The sequence below is a fragment of the Streptococcus oralis genome, assembly GCF_019929365.1.
Taxonomy (GTDB): Bacteria; Bacillota; Bacilli; order Lactobacillales; family Streptococcaceae; genus Streptococcus; species Streptococcus oralis_BT.
Genome location: NZ_JAHZPH010000006.1, coordinates 31,431 through 58,220, shown reverse-complemented (window position 1 = coordinate 58,220; position 26,790 = coordinate 31,431). Strand labels below are relative to the sequence as shown.

Here is a 26,790-nt window from a genome sequence, read left to right as displayed (position 1 = left end):
TGCCTTTTGTTTTGCAAAGAGTTAGTAAAAAGACTACATATTTTATGCAGTCTTTGTTTGTTATTTGAGGTAGCGCTGAAGAAATTCTCGCGTCCGTTCTTCTTTAGGGTTCGTGAAGAGGTCTTCTGGCTTGCCTTCTTCGGCAATGACACCCTTATCCATAAAGATGACACGGTGTGAGACATCGCGGGCGAACTCCATTTCGTGGGTGACGACGATCATAGTCAGACCTTCTTGAGCCAGGTCTTGCATGATTTTAAGGACTTCTCCGACCATTTCTGGATCCAGAGCAGATGTTGGTTCGTCGAAAAGGATGGCGTCAGGATTCATGGAGAGGGCGCGTGCGATGGCCACACGTTGCTTCTGGCCACCAGAGAGTTGTTTTGGTTTGGCTTGCCAATAGCGTTCTCCCATGCCAACTTTTTCGAGATTTTCTTTTGCAATTTTTTCAGCTTCAGAGTGGTCGCGTTTGAGTACCGTTGTTTGGGCAACGATAGTATTTTCAAGGACATTCAGATTTTCAAAGAGATTGAAAGATTGGAAAACCATGCCGAGTTTTTCACGATAATGGGTGAGGTTATAGCCTTTTTCTAAGACGTTTTCTCCTCGATAGAGAATCTCTCCCTCTGTAGGCATTTCTAGTAAATTGATCGAACGAAGGAAGGTTGATTTTCCGCTTCCTGAGCTTCCGATGATGGAAATAACCTCTCCTTTATGGACGGTGAGAGAAATGTCTTTTAGCACTTCGTTTTGCCCATAGGATTTTTTGAGGTGTTTGATTTCAAGGATTGGTTGTGTCATTATTTCAAATCCTCCGTTTGCATTTGGTTAGCACCTGTAGTATAGGTATCCATGTCCATACGGCGTTCGATGAAGCGTAGGATACGCGTTACGGTGAAGGTGAGGACAAAGTAAATCACGGCAATGATTGTAAAGGTCTGGAAGTATTGGTAGGTTTGAGTTGCGACAGTATTTCCTGAGAAATAAAGCTCAACAACTGAAATAACGTTCAATACAGAGGTATCTTTGATATTGATAACAAACTCATTACCAGTAGCAGGTAAGATATTGCGAACGACCTGAGGTAGCACAATTTTACGCATGGTCTGATTATGGGTCATACCAAGAGCCGTTGCGGCTTCAAACTGTCCCTTGTCAACTGCTAGAATACCACCACGAACGATTTCAGTCATGTAGGCACCAGTATTGATTGAGACGATGAAGATAGCAGCCAGTGTACGATCGAGATTGATTCCGAAGGCTTGTGCTGTACCGTAGTAGATAACCATCGATTGAACGATCATAGGCGTACCACGGAAGATCTCAATATAGACATTGAGAATCCAGCCAAGTAGTTTTTGCAAGCCATAGATTGCCTTGTTTTCAGATAGTGGAGCAGTACGGAAGACCCCGATTGCAAGCCCGATAAGGAGACCTGTGATGGTCCCGATAATGGAGATCAAGAGTGTGATACCAGCACCACGCAGGAGTTGTTGCCAGTTTTCAGAAAGAATTTTAGCGACTTGACTAAAGAAGCTACTTTCTTCCTCCGTTGTTGTCGCCTCAACTGGTTGCTCTTTGATCATCCGATCCATGAGGGCTACTTGCTCATCCTTAGAGATGGTTTCGATACTCGCATTGATTTGGCTGATACGGCTGTCATCTTTACGAAGACCAATGGCAATAGCGGTGTCTTCTTCGCCAGTTTTGAAACCTGGTTGGGGTTGAATCATTTTGAACTTAGCGTTGGCAGATTCAGCGGTCAGGGCTTCAGGGCGTTCTGAAACATAGGCATCAATAACACCAGCCTCTAGAGCTTGGCGCATTTGAGCAAAATCCCCCATGGCTGTTTCTTTCTTGGCACCAGGGATTTGGGAAATCAAGTCATAAAGGTAAACGCCTTGTTGAGATGTGATTTTTGCTCCGCTAAAGTCGTTTAAAGATTTGGCGTTGGCATAGACAGAGTCCTTTTTGACCAATAGAACAGGTTCACTAGTATAGTAACTACTTGAAAAGGCAATTTCTTGTTTACGTTCAGCCGTTGGGCTCATACCTGCAATGATCATATCGATTTTGCCAGAAGTAAGAGCAGGAACAAGTCCTTCCCACTTGGTTTTAACGACTAAAGGTTCCTTGCCTAGGTCTTTGGCAATCTTTTTAGCGATTTGGACATCGTAGCCATTGGCATATTGGTTGGTACCGTCGATTTTGACGGCGCCGTTACTATCGTCGTCTTGGGTCCAGTTGAAGGGAGCGTAAGCTGCCTCCATACCGATGCGTAAATATTCGTCAGCTTGGACCTGGCTAACTAGTCCCAGTGTAAGGGCTAGGCTAGCAAGGATAGATAAGCATAATTTTTTCATGTTTTCTCCTATTTCTAGTCTAAAAATGACTTCTCTCTATTGTATCGAAAAATAGTGAGATTTTCAATACAAGTAAGCCTTTACTTATAAAAAATGATATAATGATAGCAAAGATAAAAAGGGGGATTGTGTTGTGAAAAAGACTTTTTTCTTGCTTTTATTTAGCTTGTTTTGTATTTTACCACTCTCTGTTTTTGCGGTTGACTTCAAGATTCGCTCTTATCAGGGTGATTTGAATATTCATGCAGATAATACGGCAGAATTTAGGGAAAAAGTAGTATATCATTTTGATGAGGATTTTAATGGACAACTAGTAGGACTTGGCCGTGCTGGTAAGATGCCAAAGGGCTTTGAAATAGATTCCAGTCCGAAGGTTCAGGTATGGAAAAATGCTAGTGCCATTGAAAATGTCAATAGTGAAGTGATAGAAGAATCGGAAGGTTATACTGTAAAAGTGTATAATCCAGGTCAAGAGGGGGATACCGTTGAAGTGGTAATCACATGGCAACTAAAAAATCTCCTATTTCTATATGATGATATCGCGGAACTTAATTGGCAACCCTTGACGGATAGTTCAGAATCTATCGAAAATTTTGAGTTTCGAGTAATAGGCTTTAATGGAGCAGAAAAACTTTTCTTTCATACAGGGAAACTCTTTACAGAGGGCAGGGTAGAGAAGATAGATGGTGATTATCGTGTTTATTTACAGAACCTACCTCGTCAGCGTGGGGTTGAATTGCATGCCTATTGGCCTAGAAAAGATTTTGAAACAGCTTTGGATCAGGGATTGAAGGGCAATCGTTTAGCAGAATTTGAAAAAATAGAGGAGTCCATTACTGCTGAAAAAGCTCAAAGTAAAGCTCTGGTTATGTGGATCATCCCTTTGCTACTCTCGCTCTCTTTAGTCTTTAGTGTTATTTTCTACTGCATTTACAGAAGAAAAACCTCCCCATCGAAGAAATATGCCAAAAATCACCGTCTCTACGAACCGCCAATGGACTTAGAACCGATGGTTTTATCGGAAGCTGTTTACTCCACTTCTTTAGAGGAAGTCAGTCCCTTGACCAAGGGAGGTGGGAAGTTCACCTTTGACCAACTCGTTCAGGCAACCTTGTTGGATGTAATCGACCGTGGAAATGTTTCAATCATCTCAAATGGAGATGAGGTCCGTCTAAAAGTCGTAAAAGAAAAAGGATTGGTAAGTTTTGAAAAAGATTGCCTTAATTTGGCCTTTTCAGGAAGAGAAGAAGTGCTTGTTTCAGATTTGTTTGCAGATTACCAAGTGTCAACTAGTCTTTACCAAGGTGCAAAAGCAGCTGATGAAAAACGGATTCAGAAAACGGGACGTAAGCTTAAGTCGTCTTTCGAGCAAGCTCTGAAGCAGATGCAGGATGGGGTGAGAAAGCGGGTTTCCTCTTTGCAACTTCCAGATTATTATCGTCCACTGAGTAATGGAGAAAAAATCTTGCGATTGATGATAGGCGTCTCTACGCTTCTACCTGCTTTCGTTGGTTTTGGCTGGTTCTTGTATAGTTTGGATGCTCACGGTTACCTTTCTCTGCCACTTCCTATCCTTGGGTTTGTGAGCTTGATGTTAGCTGCCGTCTATTATTGGACGACCCGATTTGATACTCGTGATGGTGTTTTAAACGAAGAAGGGCTAGAAGCATACTATCTCTGGACTAGTTTTGAAAACATGCTTCGCGATATCGCTCACCTAGATAAGGCCGAATTAGAGAGTATTGTTCTTTGGAATCGCCTCCTTGTCTATGCTACTTTATTTGGTTATGCGGACAAGGTGAGTCATTTGATGAAATCTTATCAGATTCAAGTTGAGAACCCAGATATTAATCTTTACGTAGCTTATGGCTGGCACAGTATGTTTTATCATTCAACTGCTCAAATGAGTCACTATGCTAGTATTGCAAACACAGCAAGTACTTACTCCGTCTCTTCTGGAAGTGGAAGTTCTGGCGGAGGATTCTCAGGAGGCGGAGGCGGTGGTAGCATCGGCGCCTTCTAGAAAAAATCTATCGCAACATCCGAAATTGTGCTATAATAGAGGACAGAAAAAGGAGTAATGTATGTATTTTATTGAAATTTTGAAGTCAATCTTTTTTGGGATTGTTGAAGGAATTACAGAATGGTTGCCAATTTCAAGTACAGGTCACTTGATTTTGGTTGAAGAATTTGTACAATACAAGGACCAAAATGAAGCTTTCATGTCCATGTTTAATGTTGTCATCCAGCTTGGTGCCATTTTAGCAGTTATGGTAATTTACTTTAACAAGCTCAATCCTTTCAAACCTGGTAAAAATAAGGTTGAAGTTCGTCGTACTTGGCAATTGTGGTCAAAAGTCTTCGTTGCGACCTTGCCTTTGCTATTGGTTTTTAAACTAGATGATTGGTTTGATGCCAACTTCCATAACATGGTTTCAGTTGCGCTTATGTTGATTATCTATGGTGTTGCCTTTATCTATCTTGAAAAACGAAATAAGGCGCAAGCCATTGAACCAACAGTAACAGAGCTAGACAAGTTGCCTTATAAAACAGCCCTTTACATTGGGCTCTTCCAAGTCCTCGCCCTTTTACCAGGAACAAGTCGTTCAGGTGCTACTATCGTCGGTGGTTTGTTGAATGGAACAAGCCGCTCTGTTGTAACGGAGTTTACCTTCTATCTCGGAATTCCTGTTATGTTCGGAGCTAGTGCTTTAAAGATTTTCAAATTTATTAAGGCAGGTCAGCTCTTGAGTTTTGGGCAATTATTCCTGCTCTTGGTTGCTATGGGAGTAGCCTTTGCGGTCAGCATGGTTGCTATTCGTTTCTTGACCAGCTATGTGAAGAAGCACGACTTTACACTATTTGGGAAATACCGTATCGTACTCGGTAGTGTCTTGTTGCTCTATAGTTTTGTGCGTTTATTTGTATAAGAAAAAAGCTTGAGGGAATCGCCCTTCAAGCTTTTTAAAATCCTGTCACTGTAATTCCTAATAGACGGATACCTTTTTCTTTTTCAGCTAGTTCTTCGTAGAGTTGAATGGCAGTTTGCGCAATTTGGCTAGCGTCCTGTGTTGCTTGTGAGAGGCTTTTCCGCCTAGTTAGAGTGGAGAAGTCAGCGTAACGAATCTTTAGGATGATGATTTTTCCAGTTTTGTCTTGTTTACTGAGATTGAGAGCAACTTTTTCAGAGAGGAGAGTCAGCTCTTTTTTGATGTCTTCTTCAACTTGCAGAATCTTCCCATAGGTTTTCTCCTTCCCGATTGATTTGCGGATGCGATTGGATTTGACTGGAGAATTGTGAATACCACGAGCCTTTCGATACAGGTCAAAACCAAGTCTACCAAAGCGATCAATCAAAGTGATTTCAGAGACCTTCAATAAGTCTGCGCCAGTATAAATGCCCATTTCATGAAGCCTTTCCACTGTTTTTTTGCCTACGCCATGGAATTTAGCAATGTCCATTTGTTTGAGAAAGTCTTGAGCTTGTTCTGGGAGGATAACTGTTAAACCATGTGGTTTTTGATAGTCACTAGCCATTTTAGCTAGGAATTTGTTATAAGAGACGCCTGCAGAAGCAGTTAAGTGTAGTTCCTGCCAGATATCCTGTTGGATGAGACGAGCTATTTTGACTGCCGACTTGATACCAAGTTTATTTTCCGTCACATCCAAGTAGGCTTCGTCAATACTCATAGGTTCAATCAAATCAGTATAGCGTTTAAAAATAGCTCGAATCTCAAGTCCCACAGTTTTGTATTTTTCATAATTTCCCGAGATAAAGACGGCTTGAGGACAACGCTCATAAGCTTCTTTAGAACTCATGGCTGAATGAACACCAAAAGCTCGCGCCTCGTAGCTACAAGTAGACACAACTCCTCGTCCGCCTGTTTGTCTGGGATCGCTCCCAATGATGACAGGTTTTCCTTTTAACTTAGGATTGTCTCTTATTTCCACCGCAGCAAAAAAGGCATCCATGTCGATATGGATGATTTTTCTGGACAAATCATTAATCAATGGAAATATGAGCATTTTGCTTCCTTTCTAATGTCATTTTTTATTCATTATACCTTTTTTTCTGAAAAAATGGAAAAGAGTAGTCATTCTTTCAAATATATAATACAGATTGCGCCGATAAACAGACTGTATTAGAAAAGAAAGTGATAAAAAAGCCTTTTTTCGCTTGTTGAAATCGGTTACTGTATGGTATACTGGTCTCATGAATGTAACAGATGACTGTTACTAGAAAGAAAAATGAGGACATTAACATGGTTGTTAAGACAGTTGTTGAAGCACAAGATATTTTTGATAAAGCTTGGGAAGGCTTCAAAGGCGTAGATTGGAAAGAAAAAGCAAGTATCTCTCGCTTCGTTCAAGCCAACTACACACCTTACGATGGAGATGAAAGTTTCCTTGCTGGACCAACAGAACGTTCACTTCACATCAAAAAAATCGTAGAAGAAACAAAAGCACACTACGAAGAAACTCGTTTCCCAATGGACACTCGTCCAACATCTATTGCTGACATTCCTGCTGGATTTATCGACAAAGAAAACGAATTGATCTTTGGTATCCAAAACGATGAACTCTTCAAATTGAACTTCATGCCAAAAGGTGGTATCCGTATGGCTGAAACTACTTTGAAAGAAAATGGATACGAACCAGATCCAGCTGTTCACGAAATCTTTACTAAATACGTAACAACAGTTAACGATGGTATCTTCCGTGCCTACACTTCAAACATTCGTCGTGCTCGTCACGCTCACACTGTAACTGGTCTTCCAGATGCCTACTCACGTGGACGTATCATCGGTGTTTACGCACGTCTTGCTCTTTACGGTGCAGACTATTTGATGCAAGAAAAAGTAAACGACTGGAATGCAATTAAAGAAATTGATGAAGAAACAATCCGTCTTCGTGAAGAAGTAAACCTTCAATACCAAGCATTGCAACAAGTTGTTCGCTTGGGTGACCTTTACGGAGTTGATGTCCGCAAACCAGCGATGAACACGAAAGAAGCAATCCAATGGGTTAACATCGCCTTCATGGCTGTCTGCCGTGTGATCAACGGTGCTGCTACATCTCTAGGACGTGTGCCAATCGTATTGGATATCTTTGCAGAACGTGACCTTGCTCGTGGTACATTTACCGAATCAGAAATCCAAGAGTTCGTTGATGATTTCGTTATGAAACTTCGTACAGTTAAATTTGCTCGTACAAAAGCTTATGACCAATTGTACTCAGGTGACCCAACCTTCATCACAACTTCTATGGCTGGTATGGGTAACGACGGTCGTCACCGTGTTACTAAGATGGACTACCGTTTCTTGAACACTCTTGACAACATCGGTAACTCTCCAGAGCCAAACTTGACAGTTCTTTGGACTGACAAATTGCCATACAACTTCCGTCGCTACTGTATGCATATGAGCCACAAACACTCTTCTATCCAATACGAAGGTGTAACAACAATGGCTAAAGACGGATACGGAGAAATGAGCTGTATCTCATGCTGTGTATCACCACTTGACCCAGAAAACGAAGATCAACGCCACAACATCCAGTACTTCGGTGCTCGTGTAAACGTTCTTAAAGCCCTCCTTACTGGTTTGAACGGTGGTTACGACGATGTTCACAAAGACTACAAAGTATTTGACATCGATCCTATCCGTGACGAAGTTCTTGAATTCGAATCAGTTAAAGCGAACTTTGAAAAATCTCTTGACTGGTTGACTGACACTTATGTAGATGCTTTGAACATCATCCACTACATGACTGACAAGTACAACTATGAAGCTGTTCAAATGGCATTCTTGCCAACTAAACAACGTGCCAACATGGGATTCGGTATCTGTGGATTTGCTAACACTGTTGATACATTGTCAGCTATCAAATACGCTACCGTTAAACCAATCCGTGATGAAGATGGTTACATCTACGATTACGAAACAATCGGTGAATACCCACGTTGGGGTGAAGATGACCCACGTTCAAACGAATTGGCAGAATGGTTGATCGAAGCTTATACAACTCGTCTACGTAGCCACAAACTTTACAAAGACGCAGAAGCTACAGTATCACTATTGACAATCACATCTAACGTTGCATACTCTAAACAAACTGGTAACTCACCAGTTCACAAAGGTGTATACCTCAACGAAGATGGTTCAGTGAACTTGTCTAAACTTGAATTCTTCTCACCAGGTGCTAACCCATCTAACAAAGCTAAAGGTGGATGGTTGCAAAACTTGAACTCACTTGCTAGCCTTGACTTTGGTTACGCTGCTGACGGTATCTCATTGACAACTCAAGTTTCTCCACGTGCTCTTGGTAAGACTCGTGACGAACAAGTGGATAACTTGGTAACGATCCTTGATGGTTACTTCGAAAACGGTGGACAACACGTTAACTTGAACGTTATGGACTTGAACGATGTTTACGAAAAGATCATGTCAGGTGAAGATGTTATCGTACGTATCTCTGGATACTGTGTAAACACTAAATACCTCACTCCGGAACAAAAAACTGAATTGACACAACGTGTCTTCCACGAAGTTCTTTCAATGGATGACGCATTGAGCTAAGATTCAATTAGAATAGAAAGAAAGCCAGTCGATATGACTGGCTTTTTTTGTGCTTCAAAAAATTTTTTAAAAATAGTCAAATTTAGTCAAAAAGTTATTGACTTTTACTGACCAATGTGATATAGTAGAAACATAAGGAAAATAAATTCCTTAAAGAGCTCATTTTCAAAAAATTAGTCTTTGAGAATGAGGTATAGAATCCCAAGGAAGGGGTGAGGCCTATGTTTAATCTAACAAATTTTGAAAAGAAGATGATAAAAGGCTTATTTAAAAAAGAAAAAGCAGAAATTATACGTAGAGTAGCCAACAGCTAGTCTAAATTTTTTAAAACAAAGGTCAGATAAAGTCAAATTGTTTTGACTAAGTAAATTTTTAATTAAACGAGGTATGAAATATGAATAACAATTTTAATAACTTTAACAATATGGATGATTTATTTAACCAATTGATGGGTGGTATGAGAGGATACAGTTCTGAAAATCGCCGTTACTTGATTAATGGACGCGAAGTGACACCTGAGGAATTTGCTCATTATCGTGCAACTGGGAAATTACCAGGAAATGCAGAATCTGATGCGCAAATGCAACAACACGCTTCAGGTATGAAACAAGACGGTGTCCTTGCTAAACTAGGTCGTAACTTGACAGCGGAAGCTCGTGAGGGCAAGTTGGATCCTGTTATCGGGCGAAACAAGGAAATTCAAGAAACATCTGAAATCCTCTCACGTCGTACCAAGAACAACCCTGTTCTAGTCGGAGATGCAGGTGTTGGTAAGACAGCAGTTGTTGAAGGACTAGCGCAAGCCATTGTGAACGGAGATGTTCCAGCTGCTATCAAGAATAAGGAAATCATTTCTATTGATATCTCAGGTCTCGAGGCTGGTACTCAATACCGTGGTAGCTTTGAAGAAAATGTTCAAAATCTAGTCAATGAAGTGAAAGAAGCAGGAAATATTATCCTCTTCTTTGATGAAATTCACCAAATCCTTGGTGCTGGTAGCACTGGTGGAGACAGTGGTTCTAAAGGGCTTGCAGATATTCTCAAGCCAGCTCTCTCTCGTGGTGAGTTGACTGTTATTGGGGCAACGACTCAAGACGAATATCGTAACACGATTTTGAAGAATGCAGCTCTTGCTCGTCGTTTCAACGAAGTCAAGGTCAATGCTCCTTCAGCAGAGGATACCTTTAAAATCCTTCAAGGAATTCGTGACCTTTATCAACAACACCACAATGTTATCTTGCCAGATGAAGTCTTGAAAGCAGCAGTGGATTATTCAATCCAGTACATTCCTCAACGTAGCTTGCCTGATAAGGCTATCGACCTTGTCGATGTAACTGCGGCTCATTTGGCAGCTCAACATCCAGTAACAGATGTTCATGCTGTTGAACGGGAGATTGAGGCAGAAAAAGACAAGCAAGAAAAAGCAGTTGAGGCAGAGGACTTTGAAGCAGCTCTCAATGCCAAAACTCGCATTGCAGAATTAGAGAAAAAAGTCGAAAACCACACAGAAGATATGAAAGTGACTGCCACTGTCAATGATGTGGCCGAATCTGTGGAACGAATGACAGGTATTCCAGTATCTCAAATGGGAGCGTCAGATATCGAACGTTTGAAAGATATGGCCCATCGTTTGGAACACAAGGTAATCGGCCAAGATAAAGCAGTAGAAGCAGTGGCTCGTGCTATCCGTCGTAACCGTGCTGGTTTTGATGAAGGCAATCGCCCAATTGGTAGCTTCCTCTTTGTAGGTCCAACTGGGGTTGGTAAGACCGAGCTCGCTAAGCAATTGGCACTCGATATGTTTGGAACCAAGGATGCGATTATTCGTTTGGATATGTCTGAATACAGTGACCGCACAGCCGTATCTAAGCTGATCGGTACAACAGCCGGTTATGTGGGGTATGATGACAATAGCAATACCTTGACAGAACGTGTTCGTCGCAATCCTTACTCTATCATTCTCTTGGACGAAATTGAAAAGGCTGATCCACAAGTTATTACCCTTCTCCTCCAAGTCTTGGATGATGGTCGTTTGACTGATGGTCAAGGAAATACAGTGAACTTTAAAAACACTGTCATTATCGCAACATCAAATGCTGGATTTGGCTATGAAGCTAATTTGACAGAAGATGCGGATAAACCAGAGTTGATGGATCGCTTGAAACCATTCTTCCGTCCAGAGTTCCTCAACCGCTTTAACGCAGTTATCGAGTTCTCACACTTAAATAAGGAAGATCTTTCTAAGATTGTGGACTTGATGTTGGCTGAAGTCAACCAAACCTTGGCTAAGAAAGATATTGATTTGGAGGTCAGTCAAGCAGCTAAGGACTTTATCACAGAAGAAGGCTATGATGAAGTTATGGGTGTTCGTCCTCTCCGTCGTGTGGTTGAACAACAAATCCGTGATAAGGTGACAGACTTCCACTTGGATCATCTAGATGCCAAACATCTGGAAGCAGATATGGAAGATGGCGTTTTGGTCATTCGCGAAAAAGCCTAAGTCGAGATTTTGAGAATAAAAAGGAACTAGCTAAAAAGCTGGTTCCTTTTGTGTTTAGATGATATGACGCTCAAAGGCATCATCTGAGATTCCTTGTTCCAAGATGAGTTTTGCCCATTCTTTAGCAGAAAAGAGGCTGTGGTCTTTGTAGTTTCCGCAAGATTCGATGGTTGTTCCAGGGACATCTTCCCAAGTAGTGGTTTCAGCGATTTCTTTGAGCGAATCCTTGATAACAGCTGCAATCTCAGCGCTAGCGTGACGTCCCCACATAATCATATGGAAGCCTGTGCGGCAACCAAATGGCGAACAGTCAATCATGCCGTCAATGCGGGTACGGATGAGTTTTGCTAAGAGGTGTTCGATAGTGTGAAGGCCAGCGGTAGGGATAGAGTCTTCATTTGGTTGCACCAAGCGAATATCAAAGTTGGAGATGACATCTCCCTTTGGTCCTGTCTCTTCCCCAATCAAGCGAACATAGGGTGCTTTAACAATGGTGTGGTCAAGTTCAAAACTTTCAACAATAACTTCTTTTGACATGGTAAATCCTTTCAGTTTTCTTCTTTCATTATATCATAAAGCCTGCTCTTGATGGAGTTTAATAAATGACTTTTTGAGACTAGCATTATAACAAAGTCTCCATACAAAACTCGCAGAATTATAAAGAAAGAATGAAGTAAAGGAAAAGAAAAACTGAGTTCTTTCCAATGAAGCTAGAGCGAGTTTTGAAAGGCGAGATCAACTTTTAGAATTTTTGCTTGAGCTCTGAACTAATTCTGAACTAGATTGGATATACTGGAGAAAATAAAGATAAAGGAGTTCAGTATGGAACATATGGTGAAAATAGAAGGAGTCTGCAAAAAGCATGGAAGCAAGCAGATTTTAGAAGATATTTCTTTTACAGCTAGAAGCGGTCGGATTACAGCTTTTCTAGGCCCGAATGGTGCTGGTAAAAGTTCGACCTTGAGGATTCTCTTGGGGCTTGATCGGGCGACAGCAGGAACTGCAACTTTTGATGGGGAAACCTATCAATCAATGACATATCCGCTCAGAACGGTAGGTGCAGCCTTTGATGGCATTGGCGGTTTGCCAAATCGTAAGGTCTATGATCACTTGAGAATTATTGCGGCGAGTAATGCTATTCCCAAGTCTCGGATTGATGAGGTTTTGGAGATGACAGGAATTGCTCATAAGAGGAAGGACCTCTTGTCAAGCCTGTCTCTGGGGGAAGGTCAGCGGTTGGGTTTAGCAGCAGCTTTGCTGGGTGATCCTCAGTTTCTTATATTAGATGAGCCGACTAATGGACTGGATCCAAGTGGAATTAAGTGGTTTAGAAAGTTCATTCGTCAGCAGGCTGATTTAGGGAAAACGGTACTTCTATCTTCTCATATACTATCAGAGGTGCAAATGGTGACAGATGATGTAGTCTTGATTCATCATGGGCGAATTATTGAGCAGGGACGATTGGAAGAGGTGCTGCAAGATTCAGACAGTCTAGAAGATCTCTTCTTTGATTTGACAGAGGAGGTTTAAAATGAAAGAAACGATGTCCTTATTGCATTCAGAATGGTTGAAAATTTGCTCAACCAAGGCTTTCAGAGTGAGTATGGCCTTCATGCTGCTATTGGTGCCTGCTGTATCCTGGCTGGAGGGCCGACAGTATTTGTCTATTGGCTTGGATGCCACACCTGAGACGGTTCCCGGCCTGGCAGAAGCCATTGATCCGCTGGAATATCTAGGTCTCAATGGTGCCTCTATGGCAGGCATGGTTTTGGTCATCTTAGCTGGAATTTTGGGAGCTATGGAATTTCAGTCTCATAGCTTGAGAACCAGCCTCTTGTCCTGTAATAACCGTCTGAAGTTGCTTGTGGGGAAACTTATGACCTTTGCTTGCTTTTCTCTTGCCAGTAGCTTTTTATCAATTTACTTTAGTTATTTGGTCATGCATCTTGCTTTAGGAAAGGAAGGGCTTGATCCGATTCTGCTCAATCAGGCAGCTTGGAGTCTGCTTTTGTGGAAAACCTTATCTCTAACCTTATTGGGAATCCTTTCATTTTTGTTAGGTTTATTGGCTCGGACTATGTTAGTTCCTCTGCTTTTTCTCGTACCCCAAATCTATAATCTGGGAAACTACCTGGCAGCTCACACGAGTTGGGGAGCTTATTTGCCACAGCCAGCAGGAGAGATGTTTACTGCAACGCCGACTTCTCAATATGCCAACAATCCCTTGCAAGGGCTCTTGATACTAGGTGCATGGTTACTAGTCATCGGTGGCATGACCTCTCTGCGCTTTTTGAAGACGGATTTAGGAGGGCGCTACTGATGATCAAAGCTCTACTTAGAAGTGAATGGATTAAGTTCCGTTCTTACTATCTCGCTCTTGGTGCCGCCTTGGCGGCTCTGGTAGTCGTTCCATTTTTTCTGATGAATCTTGACTATAGTCAGGCAGCGGTTGGCCAGACGAAGGCTCTGAGCGAGGCTTTGCATGCCCTCTATTTAGCGCAGCCTGTCATCGTCATCTTTACTTCTCTCTATTTTGCCCAGGAGTTTGTCAAATCAGGGATGCGAACGAATTTTCTAACCGTATCAAATAGAAAGGCTTGGCTGGCTGGGAAATTCCTTTTTCTGGACTTGCTGCTCTTGGTTCTCTATAGTGTCATTATAAGTAGCTGTTTCTTTGTTATGCTGGCTCGATTTGACCTAGACTTTAGCTGGTCCTTGCTGGGGAAATTCCTTTATTACAGTTCTTTTGGTCTTCTCAGCAATCTTTTTCTGGCTTTTTTAACTGCTGGCCTCGCTTTGCTCTTTCAATCTTGGGTTGTGCCGGTGTCGGTGCTCTTTCCTCTCCTGATTGGTCTCAGCCGTTTATTGGCAACTTTTATCAAAGAAGCAAAATACCTGCCCGATCTGGCTACCCTAAATCTTTTTGAGTATGAAGGGCTTCAGCAGTCAATAGATCTATCAGGGCTGGGAATACAGCTGTTATGGTTAGCTTTAGTTTGGAGCTCTGCTATATTTTTAACCTTGAAACGAGATGTTCGCTAGAGGTATGCTATAATGGAAAATATGAGACAGTATCGTATTTTGGTGGTTGATGACGACCGGAGCATTTTGAAACTGGTAAAAAACGTCCTAGAGCTCGATGCTTATGATGTGACGACGCTTGATCGGATAGAAGACCTAGAGCTGACGCATTTTGTCGGATATGACTTGATTCTGCTGGATGTGATGATGGAGCCTGTTAATGGTTTTGAGTTGTGTTCCTACATTCGTCCTCATCTTTCATGTCCAATCATTTTTCTGACGGCTAAGGAGTTGGAGGCAGACAAGGTGGAGGGACTCTTTCGTGGAGCGGATGACTATATTGTCAAACCTTTTGGAACCAAAGAATTGCTGGCGCGTGTCAGAGCTCATCTTAGGCGGGAGGAAAGACGTGAGGAGAGCTATTCTGAAATTGCTTCTTGTCAATTTTATCCAGAGCGCTATGAAGTTGCCTGTTTTGGTAAAGTCTTGAAATTTTCAGAGCGAGAATTTAAGTTGCTGCATTTATTAGCTAGCAATCCCAAGCAGACCTTTTCAGCTGAACGCCTGCATACCTTGCTTTACCCAGAAAGCTCAGAAACGCAACTTCGCTCCATCTCAGAATACGTATATCAGATTCGTCAAAAATGCAAACAAGAAGGGCTGCAAGCAATCGCAACAGTGAGAGGAGTAGGCTATAGATGGCAATTAGAACCCGAAATTTCAAAAGCCTAGTCTGGACAACCAGTTTAAAAATCGTCTTTTTTCATGTTTTGATTTTTGTGCTTATAGGCTATGAATTTACGCAAGGAAGTGATTACGTCCTTTTCACCTTGTTCTTTTGGGCAGGGAGCTTGCTACTGATTACTTTTTACCATATTTTGAAATTGCTCCGAAAAATCGATAGGGAAATAAAAATGCTAAAGAGCGAGAAGCTTTTAGAAGAAAATCAAAGCCAGCTTTTTCGGATTGAGGAAATGCTAGAAGTCTATAACGATTTACGGAGCAGCCACCAAGAAAATGCTCGTCTCCTAGAAAAAGAGCAGCAGCATAATCAGGAGTTGATTTTACAGCTATCAGCGACATCGCATGATTTGAAGACGCCCCTAACTGTGATTAAGGGGAATGCTGAGCTCTTGGAGTTGGCGCAGTTGGGCCAGCCGCAGGCAGACTATGCTGCTGAGATTTTGCAGGCCAGTCACAAGATGGAAGAATATTGTGGCTCTTTGATTGATTATGCTAAGACTTTTCAGATTGATGCTAATCAGTTCAGCCTACTTTCCGTAGGGGATTTTTTGGCTTATCTCCAGGACGATTGGGCACTGTTCAGTAAACAGGAAAGTTATCGTTTTTCTCTCCAAGAATATTGTGATCTTAGTCTGATTTTGTCGATTCATTTGGACTATCTCAAACGGGGTTTGCTCAATATTTTACTGAATGCGCTTGAACATGCAGACCAGGATCAAAAGGAAGTCAAGCTAACGGTGTCATTACAACAGGACCAGCTGGTTTTTGCTATCTGGAACAACGGCCCTTCATTTTCAGAGGAGATGCTGCTGGGAGCGGAACGGCTCTTTTACCAGAGTGACCAAAGCCGCAATTCAGCTAATCCCCATCATGGTATCGGCTTAGCCTTTTCTAAGCAGGTGGCTCTCTTGCATGGTGGTCGTCTGACCCTGCTCAATCCAGACCAAGGAGGAGCCTGTGTCGAGTTGACAATTTCATTGAAATAAGTTAGGTTGGAAAAAATCATAAAACGCATAATACCAAGTGTTCAAAAGTCTTGATATTATGCGTTTTATCTTTTATCATGGAAATATCTACTGGCTTTTTCCTCAAATTGATTTTTGTCCAGCCTCGTTTAATTACTTCCGATACAAGCGATCGTATTGGTAGTAAGGGTCGAAGGTTACGTTGATGCCTAGCTTGCGAAGGACGTTCTTGTCTTCGTCTGTCAAGATGATGGTTGAGTGGGCTTCGCTTCCTTTGAGGTTGCCAAGTTCCTTCATTGCGCGCGCAGCATCAGGATTTTCCATAGCGGTGATGGCAAGAGCAATCAGGATTTCATTTGAATGGAGTCGCGGATTGCGGCTACCTAGATGATCGATTTTAAGACCTTGAATTGGTTTGACGACTTCAGGCTCGATTAGTTTCACTTCCTTAGCGATATCAGCTGATTTTTTGATGGCATTGATCAAGGCAGCGGCTGTAGGGCCAAAGAGTTCGGAGTTTTTACCAGTGACAATGTCGCCAGATGGCAATTCAAGAGCAAGGGCAGGTCCGCCAGTTTCTTCAGCCTTTTGACGTGCAGCAACAGCAACCTTGCGGTCTGTAGGTGTGATACCGAGGTCATTCATGAGCAACTCGATTTTCTTGACAGCAGTTTCTCCGACTTTTTCAGCTTTGAAATCAAGAACGGTTTGATAGTAGCGACGGATGATTTCTTGTTTAGAAGCTTCGATAGCGGCTTCATTATCTGTAATAGCAAAACCAACCATGTTGACACCCATGTCTGTCGGTGAAGCGTATGGAGATTCACCTAGGATACGTTCTAGCATGCGCTTGAGCACTGGGAAAATTTCGATATCACGGTTGTAATTGACCGTTGTTTCTCCATAGGTTTGGAGATGGAAAGGATCAATCATGTTGACATCATCTAGGTCTGCTGTAGCAGCCTCGTAGGCCAAGTTGACTGGATGATGAAGGGGCAGGTTCCAGACTGGGAAAGTTTCAAATTTAGCGTAGCCAGACTTGATACCGTTGATTTGGTCGTGGTACATATTGGACACACAGGTTGCCAATTTTCCAGAACCAGGTCCAGGAGCCGTTACGACGATTAATTTACGACTGGTTTTGATGTAGTCGTTTTTCCCCATTCCTTCTGGAGAAATGATGTGATCCATATCCGTTGGGTATCCTTTGATTGGATAATGAAGATAAGAATCAATTCCGTTTTTCTCTAGCTGGTTGCGGAAGGCATCTGCAGCGGGTTGGCCAGCGTATTGTGTGATGACAACAGATCCGACAAAAATCCCCAATTCATTGAATTTGTCAATCAAACGAAGAACTTCTTGGTCATAGGAAATACCCAAGTCACCACGTGCTTTGGAATGCTCGATGTTGCTAGCATTAATAGCAATCACAACCTCAACCTGCTCTTTCAACTCCTGCAAGAGCTTGATTTTATTATCAGGCTCATAACCAGGAAGTACACGAGCCGCGTGGAAATCTTCTAACATTTTGCCACCAAACTCCAAGTAGAGTTTGCCGTCAAATTGGTTGATACGCTCCAAAATGTGGTCGCGTTGCAGATTTAAATATTGTTCAGAACTAAAAGCTTGTTTTTTCATTTTTTTACCTCTGACCTCCATTATAATAAAAAATTGGAAGTTAGGAAACTATAAAGGTAAAAAAGAAATCAAAAAAATCAGGCAAACGCTTGCATAAAGTTTTGAAAAGCGCTATCATAGACTATAGAATATTAAAATAATGAGGTAAACAGATGCAAGAAAAATGGTGGCATAATGCCGTAGTCTATCAAGTCTATCCAAAGAGTTTTATGGACAGCAATGGAGATGGGATTGGCGATTTACCAGGAATTACGAGTAAGTTAGACTATCTAGCCAAGCTAGGGATTACAGCGATTTGGCTTTCTCCCGTTTATGACAGTCCTATGGATGATAATGGCTATGACATTGCTGATTATCAAGCGATTGCGGCTATTTTCGGGAATATGGAGGATATGGATGAACTGATCGCGGAAGCCAAGAAGCGTGATATTCGTATCATCATGGACTTGGTTGTCAATCATACCTCGGATGAACATGCTTGGTTTGTAGAGGCCTGTGAAAATCCTGACAGCCCTGAGCGAGACTACTATATCTGGCGGGATGAGCCCAACGATTTGGATTCCATCTTTAGTGGATCTGCTTGGGAATACGATGAAAAGTCGGGTCAATACTATCTCCACTTTTTCAGCAAGAAACAGCCCGATCTCAACTGGGAGAATGAAAAACTTCGCCAGAAAATTTATGAGATGATGAACTTCTGGATTGATAAAGGCATTGGTGGTTTCCGCATGGATGTCATTGACATGATTGGCAAGATTCCTGATGAGAAGGTAGTCAATAACGGTCCCATGCTCCATCCCTATCTCAAGGAGATGAACCAGGCGACTTTTGGGGATAAGGATCTCTTGACAGTGGGAGAAACTTGGGGGGCAACACCAGAAATTGCCAAGCTCTACTCTGATCCGAAGGGTCAAGAATTGTCTATGGTCTTCCAGTTTGAGCATATCTGTCTTCAGTATCAGGAAGGGCAACCTAAGTGGCACTATCAAAAAGAGCTGAATATCAGTAAGTTGAAAGAAATCTTCAACAAATGGCAGACAGAGTTAGGCGTTGAAGACGGTTGGAATTCCCTCTTCTGGAACAACCATGATCTTCCTCGTATCGTCTCTATCTGGGGAAATGACCAGGAATACCGCGAAAAATCTGCCAAAGCCTTTGCAATCTTGCTTCATCTCATGAGAGGGACTCCCTATATCTACCAAGGTGAGGAGATTGGGATGACCAATTATCCTTTTGAAACACTAGATCAAGTAGAAGATATAGAATCCCTCAACTATGCGCGTGAGGCTCTAGAAAAAGGTGTTCCACTAGAGGAAATTATGGATAGTATCCGTGTCATCGGACGTGATAATGCCCGTACGCCTATGCAATGGGATGAAAGCAAAAACGCTGGTTTCTCAACAGGTCAACCTTGGTTAGCTGTTAATCCAAACTACGAAGAAATCAACGTTCAAGAAGCACTAGCAGATCCAGATTCTATCTTCTATACCTATCAGAAACTCATCCAGATCCGTAAGGAGAACAGCTGGTTGATTCGAGCTGATTTTGAATTACTCGATACGGCTGATAAGGTCTTTGCTTATATCCGTAAGGACGGTGACCGCCGCTTCCTAGTCGTGGCTAATTTGTCCAATGAAAAACAAAACTTTTCAGTAGAAGGAAAAGTTAAGTCAATCTTGATTGAAAACACTGTGGCTCAAGAAACAATTGAGGAACAGACCTTGGCTCCATGGGATGCCTTCTGTGTGGAAATGACTGACTAAAATGAGAGAACCTCAAGCTTTTGAAGCTTGAGGTTTTTTACTAAAAATTGTATAGAAAAATCTTTTAAAAATATTTGTTAGAATTTTCTAAAAAATTATCCGAAAGGCCTTGCTTTTATAAAAAAATAGGGTATAATGGTGAAAATACTATCTTTAAGGAGATTACTTATGAGATCGAAAAAGTGGCTCTTAGGAGCAGGTGCTGTTTTGAGTGCAGCCCTACTGTTAACTGCTTGTGGGCAAAGTGAAAAGAAGGCTGATGCTCCCAAAACATTTTCTTATGTCTATGCAATAGATCCATCATCTTTGGACTACAGCGTGACGAGCAAGAGCTCAACTTCTGACGTTATAGCCAACGTTGTCGATGGCCTTTTGGAAAACGATAAATACGGGAACTTGATTCCATCACTTGCAGAAGACTGGTCTGTTTCAAAGGATGGTTTGACCTATACCTACAAACTTCGTAAGGGTGTAAAATGGTATACTTCTGAAGGAGAAGAGTATGCTGAGGTCAAGGCTCAGGACTTTGTTACTGGTCTGAAACACGCAGCTGACGGCAAATCAGACGGCCTCTCTCTCCTTCAAGATTCTATCAAAGGTTTGGCTGCCTACATCAGTGGTGAAAGCAATGACTTTTCTACTGTAGGGGTAAAAGCTGTTGACGATTACACGGTTGAATATACACTCAACAAACCAGAAAGTTTCTGGAACTCTAAAGTCACAACTGCAACCATGCTTCCAGTTAACGAAGAATTTTTGAATTCTAAAGGGAGCGACTATGGTGCGCCAACACCATCAAGCATCCTTTATAACGGACCTTATTTCTTGAAATCATTGACTTCAAAATCAGTCATTGAATATGAAAAGAATCCAAACTACTGGGACAAGGACAATGTTAAGATTGACAACATCAAACTAACCTTCTATGATGGTTCCGACCAAGAATCCTTGATTCGTAGCTTTACACAAGGTGCCTATACAACAGCTCGTCTCTTCCCAACAAGCTCAAACTTTGAGTCAACTAAGAAAGAGTACGGCGATAAGATTGTCTACAGTCCACAAGAAGCGACAAGCTACTACCTCACTGTTAACGTAAACCGCCAGTCTTACAATAAAACAGCTAAAACAGACGAGGCTCAAAAAACATCAACCAAAGAAGCTCTTCTCAACAAGAACTTCCGTCAGGCCTTGAACTTTGCCCTTGACCGTCACTCATACACGGCTCAGTTGAATGGTGAAGAAGGTGCGGACAAAATTATCCGTAATAGTCTAGTGCCTCATGACTATGTTCAAGTAGGTGAAAAGACCTTTGGAGAGTTGGCACAGGCAGAGCTGGTTTCATATGGAGACCAGTGGAAAGATGTAGCCCTTACAGATGGCAAGGATACGATTTACAGTCCTGAAAAAGCTAAGGCAGCCTTTGCTAAGGCCAAGGCAGAACTGCAGGCTAAGGGTGTGACCTTCCCAATCCGTTTGGATGTTCCAGTTGAACAGACCGATGTGATTGCTGTTCAACAAACTAACTCACTCAAGCAATCTATCGAATCAACACTCGGAACTGAGAATGTCATTGTCGATGTCCTTCAAATGACCGATAATGAAAAAATGAGCATTACGTCTCAAGCTAAGGTTCCATCTCAAAAAGACTATGACTTGAATGGAACTGGTTGGGGACCAGACTATCAAGACCCAGCTACCTACCTAAACATTCTTGATGCTAAGAAGGGTTCTGCCCTTAAACACTTGGGTATCACTCGTGGAAAAGATCCAGAAGTGATGGCTCAAGTTGGTCTAGACGAATACAAGAAACTCTTGGATGATGCCGCAGCTGAAACAAGCGATCTCAATAAGCGTTATGAGAAATATGCTAAAGCTCAAGCTTGGGTATCGGATAGTTCGCTCTTGATCCCAGTTGCCTCTTCAGGTGGTTCTCCAACTGTTAGTCGTACTGTACCATTCTCAAAAGCATACTCTCAAGTCGGAATCAAGGGAGACCCATTTGTGTTCAAAGGTTTGGAATTGCAAAATGATGTCGTGACTACAAAAGAATACGAAGAAGCTCTCAAGAAATGGCAGAAAGAAAAGATTGAAACAAATGCTAAATACCAAAAAGAGCTAGAAAAACACGTTAAATAATGTATAAAAGAAAAGGAAGTTGCAGAAAATCTGTACTTCCTTTTTTGTTTTTGAGACAGCAGTAGTCGTAAAACCAGAAACTTTAATTGTATTTCTGATGAGCTAAAAATTTCTCAGTTTTGAAAGTGAAAAAGCAAGAATCACCAGATAGTGTGTGTTGTTTTAAATTTTCTGATGATCTCCATGGCTCAGAACATGATTTCAGGAAGATGGAGGGAGCCAGACTCAAAATGAAAGTCATTGAGTTTTTGAATGACAATTGAAGTTGAAATGAAAAACTGATAAGCAGGTCGCGGCTATAAAAGTTTTTTAATTAGCTTTTGAACGGTTATAACACTTAAACTGATGCTTTTTGAAAATAATTATAGTTGTTCCTGTCATCTATAGATTATTCTATCTCTTCATTTGTATTTTACAAACAAGGTAAGAAGAAATTTCAAAAAACGAACGTTAATATTTATATGGCAAATCACTTTAAGAATATTTATGCAGCATAAATGAATCTAAAATAATTCTTAAATAAGTATCTAGTATTTTATAGTTTTAGGCTTAAAACTATAAAATGCTTATTGTAACAACTAAAAATACTGTTTTTTTAAAATGATAGTAACTATGTTATTTTTTTGATTTTAAATTATGAAAGTGCTATAATTGTTACTGAACGCAATAAATATAAAAAAGTGTTCAATGAATCCAATTTATATTTTATAAAATATATTCCTTATTTACAGTCCGAAAAACGAATAGTGCACAAAAGTTTTCCGAACGTTATGACCAGCGGTTCTTTTTTGGAGGTTTAATTTAAAATGAATAGAAAATATGGTCTTTTGGCGGGAGCAGCTCTGGCGACAGCAGTTGCAGTTTCAGCTTCTGTAACACCAACGGTTCATGCAGATTATCGTTGGGATTCCCGTCATAGTTGGGACTATGATTTTGATGATTGGGATGATGACTATAATTATTGGAATCGATACAACTACCGACAGCCAGATAGCGGTCACTATTTCTACTGGAATGGCAGCTACTACTATCGTATGAGTGATGGTAGTTACTATATTTACCGTGATGGTGAGTGGAAACCACTGACAAACAATCGTGACAACAATTCTTCAACGAACAACTTAGTAAATGATAACCACTATCGTTACGAGAATGGCTACCATTACTATGTATTAGAAAATGGAGATTATTACTACTACCAAAATGGTCGTTGGGTGTTTGTCAAGAAATCTGCGGATAATCAAAAAGAGTCGGAGTTAGAAAATCCAGGTAGGGTGGAACTCCCAGAAAATCCCCCATTCAATGGAGCCGACGGGGAATTTAATCCTTTTGAATCAGGTACTATTGAATTTCCAGAGACTCCGTCTTACGGAGGTGCGGATAGTGAATATGATCCTTTTAACTTGGGGACAATCGAACTTCCAGAGAATCCCCCATTCAATGGAGCTGACGGAGAATTTAATCCTTTTGATTCAGGTACTATTGAGTTTCCAGAGACTCCGTCTTATGGAGGTGCGGGTAGTGAGTTGGATTCTTTTGCACCAAAACCAGATGATTCAACCAATCCCTCTGTCCCAGAGACCCCAGGTTTGATAACAACAGATGAACCGAGTGAAAATCAGATTCCTCCGTATGTTGAAAAACCAGCACCGGGATTAGAACACTTATTATGGGCTCCAAATGGAAGTAAACCCAAATTAGTCATTCCGCCAGGAAAACCAGGTGATAAGATCCTGGAGGGTGATCCAAACTATGCCTTTGATGGCACCAATCACTATTACTATATTGAATCAAACGACGAAGTTACAGGTTACACAGCTTACTGGAAGTGGATGGAGGATGCATGGAAGTTGCATGGAATGACAGATCCAACAGATCCAGCGCTGGATCCGAATTTACACTCAAATTCCGTAGACGATGAATATAGCTATAGCGATCAAAACTCTAGCGTGAAACTGTATTCGACTAATCTGGTCGAAACTGCCAAGGCAGGACAAGCACTTCCTTTCAAAAATGTCGAGGAATTCAAAAACTATGTGATCGAAAAATTAAATCCTACGTTTCTAGATAATGCGGGTTGGGATGCCAAGGTCACTTGGGAAATTGAAGATGAGGAAATCTTTGAAAAAACTAAAAATAATCCTTGGGCTAGAGATTATGTTTTAGTTGCCAACCTCAAGAGCGGAGTGGATGAAGAAAAATACCGCGATGTAGAGTTTGGTTATGTGAAGTTTGTCTTCCGCGTCGCTGCGACGGATGATACGAATTATTACTATATGGAAAAGGCCAAAGAAGCATTCGCTGCGATCAATGAAATTCGTAAAGAACAGGGTTTGAAAGAGTTGACTTGGTCAGATGAGATTTATCAAAATCAAGCTCTACCAAAAGCAAATCAGATCTCTCGCCAATACGATAGCTCAGGTTTTGTTGGCCGTCGTGATCAAGATGCAGCTGCTGTTGTCAAGAAATGGGCAAATGGCGGTTTGAGAGAATTGCTTTTGGATCCAAATGCGACAGAAGGAGCTGTAGCAGCAGTAGTTAGTGGAAACGGAGATTATTACTGGGCTTATAATTACAAATAAAATAAATTTCTAACTCTATCAGGCTCTGTGTTAATTGTAGCGGATTGATGTTAGCTAAGATTTGGAGAGGACAATCACTATCCTCTCCATTTTTATTCAGAGAGATAAAGATTTGTTTCTTAGAATTATCAAAGTCATGGAAATCAAAGGAATAGCGTTTGGTGGCTTTTATAAGGCTGTTAGTAGTTTCCGGTTTTTACTTTAGAATTAGGCGATCGAAGATGTTGCTAATCTTAATTTCATCTTTTAGGAAGGTTTGAAAAGGGGGTATGTCTTGGATTTTATTTTCCATCAGTCCAAAAAGATTCTCGAGAACCAAACTAGTTGTCTATTTATTTTTGTACACTCAGTGGCTAATTTTATTCTAGAGCTGTCAATGCTAGTGTAGGTTAATCATTTGCTGGAAAAACATAAACTTTACAATTTGGGATGAATTTGATAGAATATGCTTATGTTATAAAAAGTGACATAAAGGAGTGGATGATGATCAAAATGAAAAAAAGACTAATCGGGACAGGTCTTGTCTTAGCGACAGGGATTATGCTCTCTGCATGTGGACAGTCCAACACAGATACTAGCACTTATTCATCAACATTTAGTGCGAATCCGACAACTTTTAACTATCTTCTAGATTATTATGCGGATAACACTGCCGTTATTACCAATCTCGTAGATGGTTTGTTAGAGAATGACAGCTATGGGAATCTAACGCCAGCTTTGGCTGAAGATTGGTCTGTTTCAGCAGATGGTTTTACCTATACCTACAAGCTCAGAAAAGATGCCAAGTGGTATACGGCTGATGGTGAGGAATATGCTTCAGTCAAAGCTCAGGATTTTGTCGCTGGGATCAAATATGCTGCGGACAACAAGGGGCAAGCCATGGATCTCATTCAAAATTCTATCAAGGGATTGAATGACTATGTGACAGGTGCGACCAATGACTTCACAACAGTTGGTGTCAAAGCCTTGGATGACTACACAGTCGAGTACACTTTGACTCGACCAGAGCCGTACTGGAATTCAAAGACAACCAACAGTATCCTCTTCCCAGTCAACGAAGAGTTCTTGAAATCAAAGGATAAAGATTTTGGTACCTTGACACCAGACAGTATCCTTTATAATGGTCCGTATTTGTTAAAAGATTTCACATCAAAATCTTCGATCGAATATGTGAAGAATCCACACTATTATGACCATGATAAAGTGACCATTGAAAAAGTTAAGTTAGCCTACTTTGATGGGTCAGATCAGGAGATGACGATTCGAAACTTTGAAAGTGGTGCTTATTCGATTGCGGGAGTCTATCCAAATAGCTCGAGCTATGCCAAGACGAAAGAAAAATACCAAGACAATATCGTTTATAGCTTGCAGGACAAGACTTCTTGGTACTTCAATTTTAACGTTAACCGTAAAGCCTATAACCATACTGCAAAAACATCAGACCAACAAAAGAAATCAGCTCAAACAGCTATCTTAAATAAAAATTTCCGTCAGGCTATCAACTTTGGTATTGATCGAACAGCCTACTCTGCTCAATCAAATGGTGAAGAAGCAGCGAGCAAAACCCTTCGTAATACCCTTGTTCCTCCAACTTTTGTTCAAGTGGGAGATAAGACCTTTGGAGAAGTAACAGCTTCTAAGCTTGTGAACTATGGAACTGAGTGGTCAGGTATCAATTTGGCAGATGCTCAAGATGCCTACTTTAACAAGGAAAAGGCCCAAGCAAAATTTGCGGAAGCTAAAAAGGAATTGGAAGCCCAAGGCGTGACTTTCCCAATTCATTTGGACGTCCCAGTAGATCAAACCAATAAAAATGCAGTTTCTGGGATGAATTCGCTTAAACAAACCCTTGAAACAGTATTAGGTTCTGACAATGTCGTCGTTGATGTTCAACAACTTTCGACGGATGACTTTGGGAATGTTGCCTTCCTAGCACCCAATCCAGCAGCTCGTGACTACGACCTAAACTTCGATGGTTGGGTTGGTGATTACCAAGATCCGTCAACTTATCTAGACCCATTCAACGCTGAAACTGGCTTCTATCTCAAAATTTTTGGTCTTGATGCCAAGGAAAATCAAGAACTCATCAAGAGTCTGGGACTCGATACCTATACACAACTCCTGAAAGAAGCAGATGCTGAGAACAAAGATGTCGCTAAGCGTTATGAAAAATACGCTGAAGCTCAAGCTTGGATGATCGACAATTCTCTAGTCATGTCTGCTATGTCAAATGGTGGTACAGCCTCTGTAACTAAAGTAACTCCGTTTACACGTGCCTACTCTCTAGTGGGAATCAAGGGTGACGGAAATAATTATAAGTACATGAGATTACAAAAAGACCCTGTTACCAAGAAACAATTTGACGAGGCCAAGGCTAAGTGGGAAGAAGAAAGTAAAAAGGCTATCGAAAAGAGCCAAAAAGAATTTGAAAATCATATCAAATAAAAAGTTAAATAAGGTCTCTTGCAAGAGATCTTGTTTTTGTTTGCTCAAGGTCCTA

18 protein-coding genes are annotated in these 26,790 nt (G+C 41.3%); 13 read left to right on the top strand and 5 right to left on the bottom strand.

What is annotated here, in order from left to right; genetic code table 11:
• Nucleotides 1–60 precede the first annotated feature (60 nt).
• Together K1I53_RS07700 and K1I53_RS07695 are read right to left on the bottom strand one after the other, a co-directional pair.
• Nucleotides 61–801, bottom strand: a complete 741-nt coding sequence (locus K1I53_RS07700; RefSeq protein WP_223328957.1) for an amino acid ABC transporter ATP-binding protein — start codon at nt 799–801, stop codon at nt 61–63.
• Nucleotides 801–2,363 (bottom strand): ABC transporter substrate-binding protein/permease, encoded by a 1,563-nt coding sequence (locus K1I53_RS07695; RefSeq protein WP_223328956.1) that lies wholly within the window; start codon nt 2,361–2,363, stop codon nt 801–803. Before K1I53_RS07695 ends, K1I53_RS07700 begins: the two co-directional genes overlap by 1 nt.
• 133 nt (nt 2,364–2,496) lie before the next feature.
• Between K1I53_RS07695 and K1I53_RS07690 the strand changes: the two genes are divergently transcribed.
• Both K1I53_RS07690 and K1I53_RS07685 read left to right on the top strand, forming a co-directional pair.
• On the top strand, nt 2,497–4,386 hold the full coding sequence (locus K1I53_RS07690; protein ID WP_223328955.1) for a DUF2207 family protein: 1,890 nt from the start codon (nt 2,497–2,499) through the stop codon (nt 4,384–4,386).
• A gap of 61 nt (nt 4,387–4,447) precedes the next feature.
• Nucleotides 4,448–5,293 carry an undecaprenyl-diphosphate phosphatase gene (locus K1I53_RS07685; RefSeq protein ID WP_223328954.1) on the top strand — a complete coding sequence of 282 codons (846 nt, stop codon included), beginning with the start codon at nt 4,448–4,450 and terminating at the stop codon, nt 5,291–5,293.
• Between the two features lie 34 nt (nt 5,294–5,327).
• On the opposite strand, the gene dinB is transcribed toward K1I53_RS07685, so the two are convergent.
• Nucleotides 5,328–6,389: a DNA polymerase IV gene (gene dinB, locus K1I53_RS07680; RefSeq protein WP_223328953.1), complete on the bottom strand. Its 1,062-nt coding sequence runs from the start codon at nt 6,387–6,389 to the stop codon at nt 5,328–5,330.
• 236 nt (nt 6,390–6,625) lie between these two features.
• Between dinB and pflB the strand changes: the two genes are divergently transcribed.
• On the top strand, nt 6,626–8,941 hold the full coding sequence (gene pflB / locus K1I53_RS07675; protein ID WP_000260613.1) for a formate C-acetyltransferase: 2,316 nt from the start codon (nt 6,626–6,628) through the stop codon (nt 8,939–8,941).
• A gap of 394 nt (nt 8,942–9,335) precedes the next feature.
• The gene (locus tag K1I53_RS07670; RefSeq protein ID WP_061454026.1) at nt 9,336–11,441 is read left to right on the top strand and encodes an ATP-dependent Clp protease ATP-binding subunit; all 2,106 of its coding nucleotides are present in this window, start codon (nt 9,336–9,338) and stop codon (nt 11,439–11,441) included.
• A 54-nt stretch (nt 11,442–11,495) separates the two neighbouring features.
• Here K1I53_RS07670 and K1I53_RS07665 read toward each other — a convergent pair whose 3' ends face one another.
• Nucleotides 11,496–11,978, bottom strand: a complete 483-nt coding sequence (locus K1I53_RS07665; protein WP_223328952.1) for an S-ribosylhomocysteine lyase — start codon at nt 11,976–11,978, stop codon at nt 11,496–11,498.
• Nucleotides 11,979–12,263: 285 nt separating this feature from the next.
• On the opposite strand from K1I53_RS07665, the gene K1I53_RS07660 reads away from it, so the two are divergent.
• The 5 genes from K1I53_RS07660 to K1I53_RS07640 are packed head-to-tail and all read left to right on the top strand — an operon-like array spanning nt 12,264 to nt 16,192.
• Nucleotides 12,264–12,971, top strand: coding sequence for an ABC transporter ATP-binding protein (locus K1I53_RS07660; protein WP_223328951.1), 708 nt, complete (start codon nt 12,264–12,266; stop codon nt 12,969–12,971).
• 1 nt (nt 12,972) lies between these two features.
• On the top strand, nt 12,973–13,761 hold the full coding sequence (locus K1I53_RS07655; protein WP_223328950.1) for a lantibiotic ABC transporter permease: 789 nt from the start codon (nt 12,973–12,975) through the stop codon (nt 13,759–13,761).
• Nucleotides 13,761–14,483: a lantibiotic ABC transporter permease gene (locus tag K1I53_RS07650; RefSeq protein WP_223328949.1), complete on the top strand. Its 723-nt coding sequence runs from the start codon at nt 13,761–13,763 to the stop codon at nt 14,481–14,483. Before K1I53_RS07655 ends, K1I53_RS07650 begins: the two co-directional genes overlap by 1 nt.
• Before the next feature lie 12 nt (nt 14,484–14,495).
• The gene (locus tag K1I53_RS07645; protein ID WP_223328948.1) at nt 14,496–15,194 is read left to right on the top strand and encodes a response regulator transcription factor; all 699 of its coding nucleotides are present in this window, start codon (nt 14,496–14,498) and stop codon (nt 15,192–15,194) included.
• Nucleotides 15,161–16,192 carry a sensor histidine kinase gene (locus tag K1I53_RS07640; RefSeq protein WP_223328947.1) on the top strand — a complete coding sequence of 344 codons (1,032 nt, stop codon included), beginning with the start codon at nt 15,161–15,163 and terminating at the stop codon, nt 16,190–16,192. The genes K1I53_RS07645 and K1I53_RS07640 overlap by 34 nt, the downstream gene beginning before the upstream one ends.
• Before the next feature lie 132 nt (nt 16,193–16,324).
• On the opposite strand, the gene K1I53_RS07635 is transcribed toward K1I53_RS07640, so the two are convergent.
• Nucleotides 16,325–17,809, bottom strand: coding sequence for a DUF1846 domain-containing protein (locus tag K1I53_RS07635; protein WP_223328946.1), 1,485 nt, complete (start codon nt 17,807–17,809; stop codon nt 16,325–16,327).
• A gap of 152 nt (nt 17,810–17,961) precedes the next feature.
• Here K1I53_RS07635 and K1I53_RS07630 point away from each other — a divergent pair, with 152 nt between their 5' ends.
• The 4 genes from K1I53_RS07630 to K1I53_RS07615 all read left to right on the top strand — a co-directional run bounded on the left by K1I53_RS07630 (nt 17,962) and on the right by K1I53_RS07615 (nt 26,735).
• Nucleotides 17,962–19,572, top strand: coding sequence for a glycoside hydrolase family 13 protein (locus tag K1I53_RS07630; RefSeq protein WP_223328945.1), 1,611 nt, complete (start codon nt 17,962–17,964; stop codon nt 19,570–19,572).
• A gap of 168 nt (nt 19,573–19,740) precedes the next feature.
• Nucleotides 19,741–21,708 carry a peptide ABC transporter substrate-binding protein gene (locus K1I53_RS07625; protein WP_223328944.1) on the top strand — a complete coding sequence of 656 codons (1,968 nt, stop codon included), beginning with the start codon at nt 19,741–19,743 and terminating at the stop codon, nt 21,706–21,708.
• An 806-nt stretch (nt 21,709–22,514) separates the two neighbouring features.
• A complete protein-coding gene (locus K1I53_RS07620) occupies nt 22,515–24,290 on the top strand; it encodes a CAP domain-containing protein (protein ID WP_223328943.1) in 1,776 nt (591 codons plus the stop codon).
• A 483-nt stretch (nt 24,291–24,773) separates the two neighbouring features.
• Nucleotides 24,774–26,735 carry a peptide ABC transporter substrate-binding protein gene (locus K1I53_RS07615; RefSeq protein ID WP_223328942.1) on the top strand — a complete coding sequence of 654 codons (1,962 nt, stop codon included), beginning with the start codon at nt 24,774–24,776 and terminating at the stop codon, nt 26,733–26,735.
• Nucleotides 26,736–26,790 lie beyond the last annotated feature (55 nt).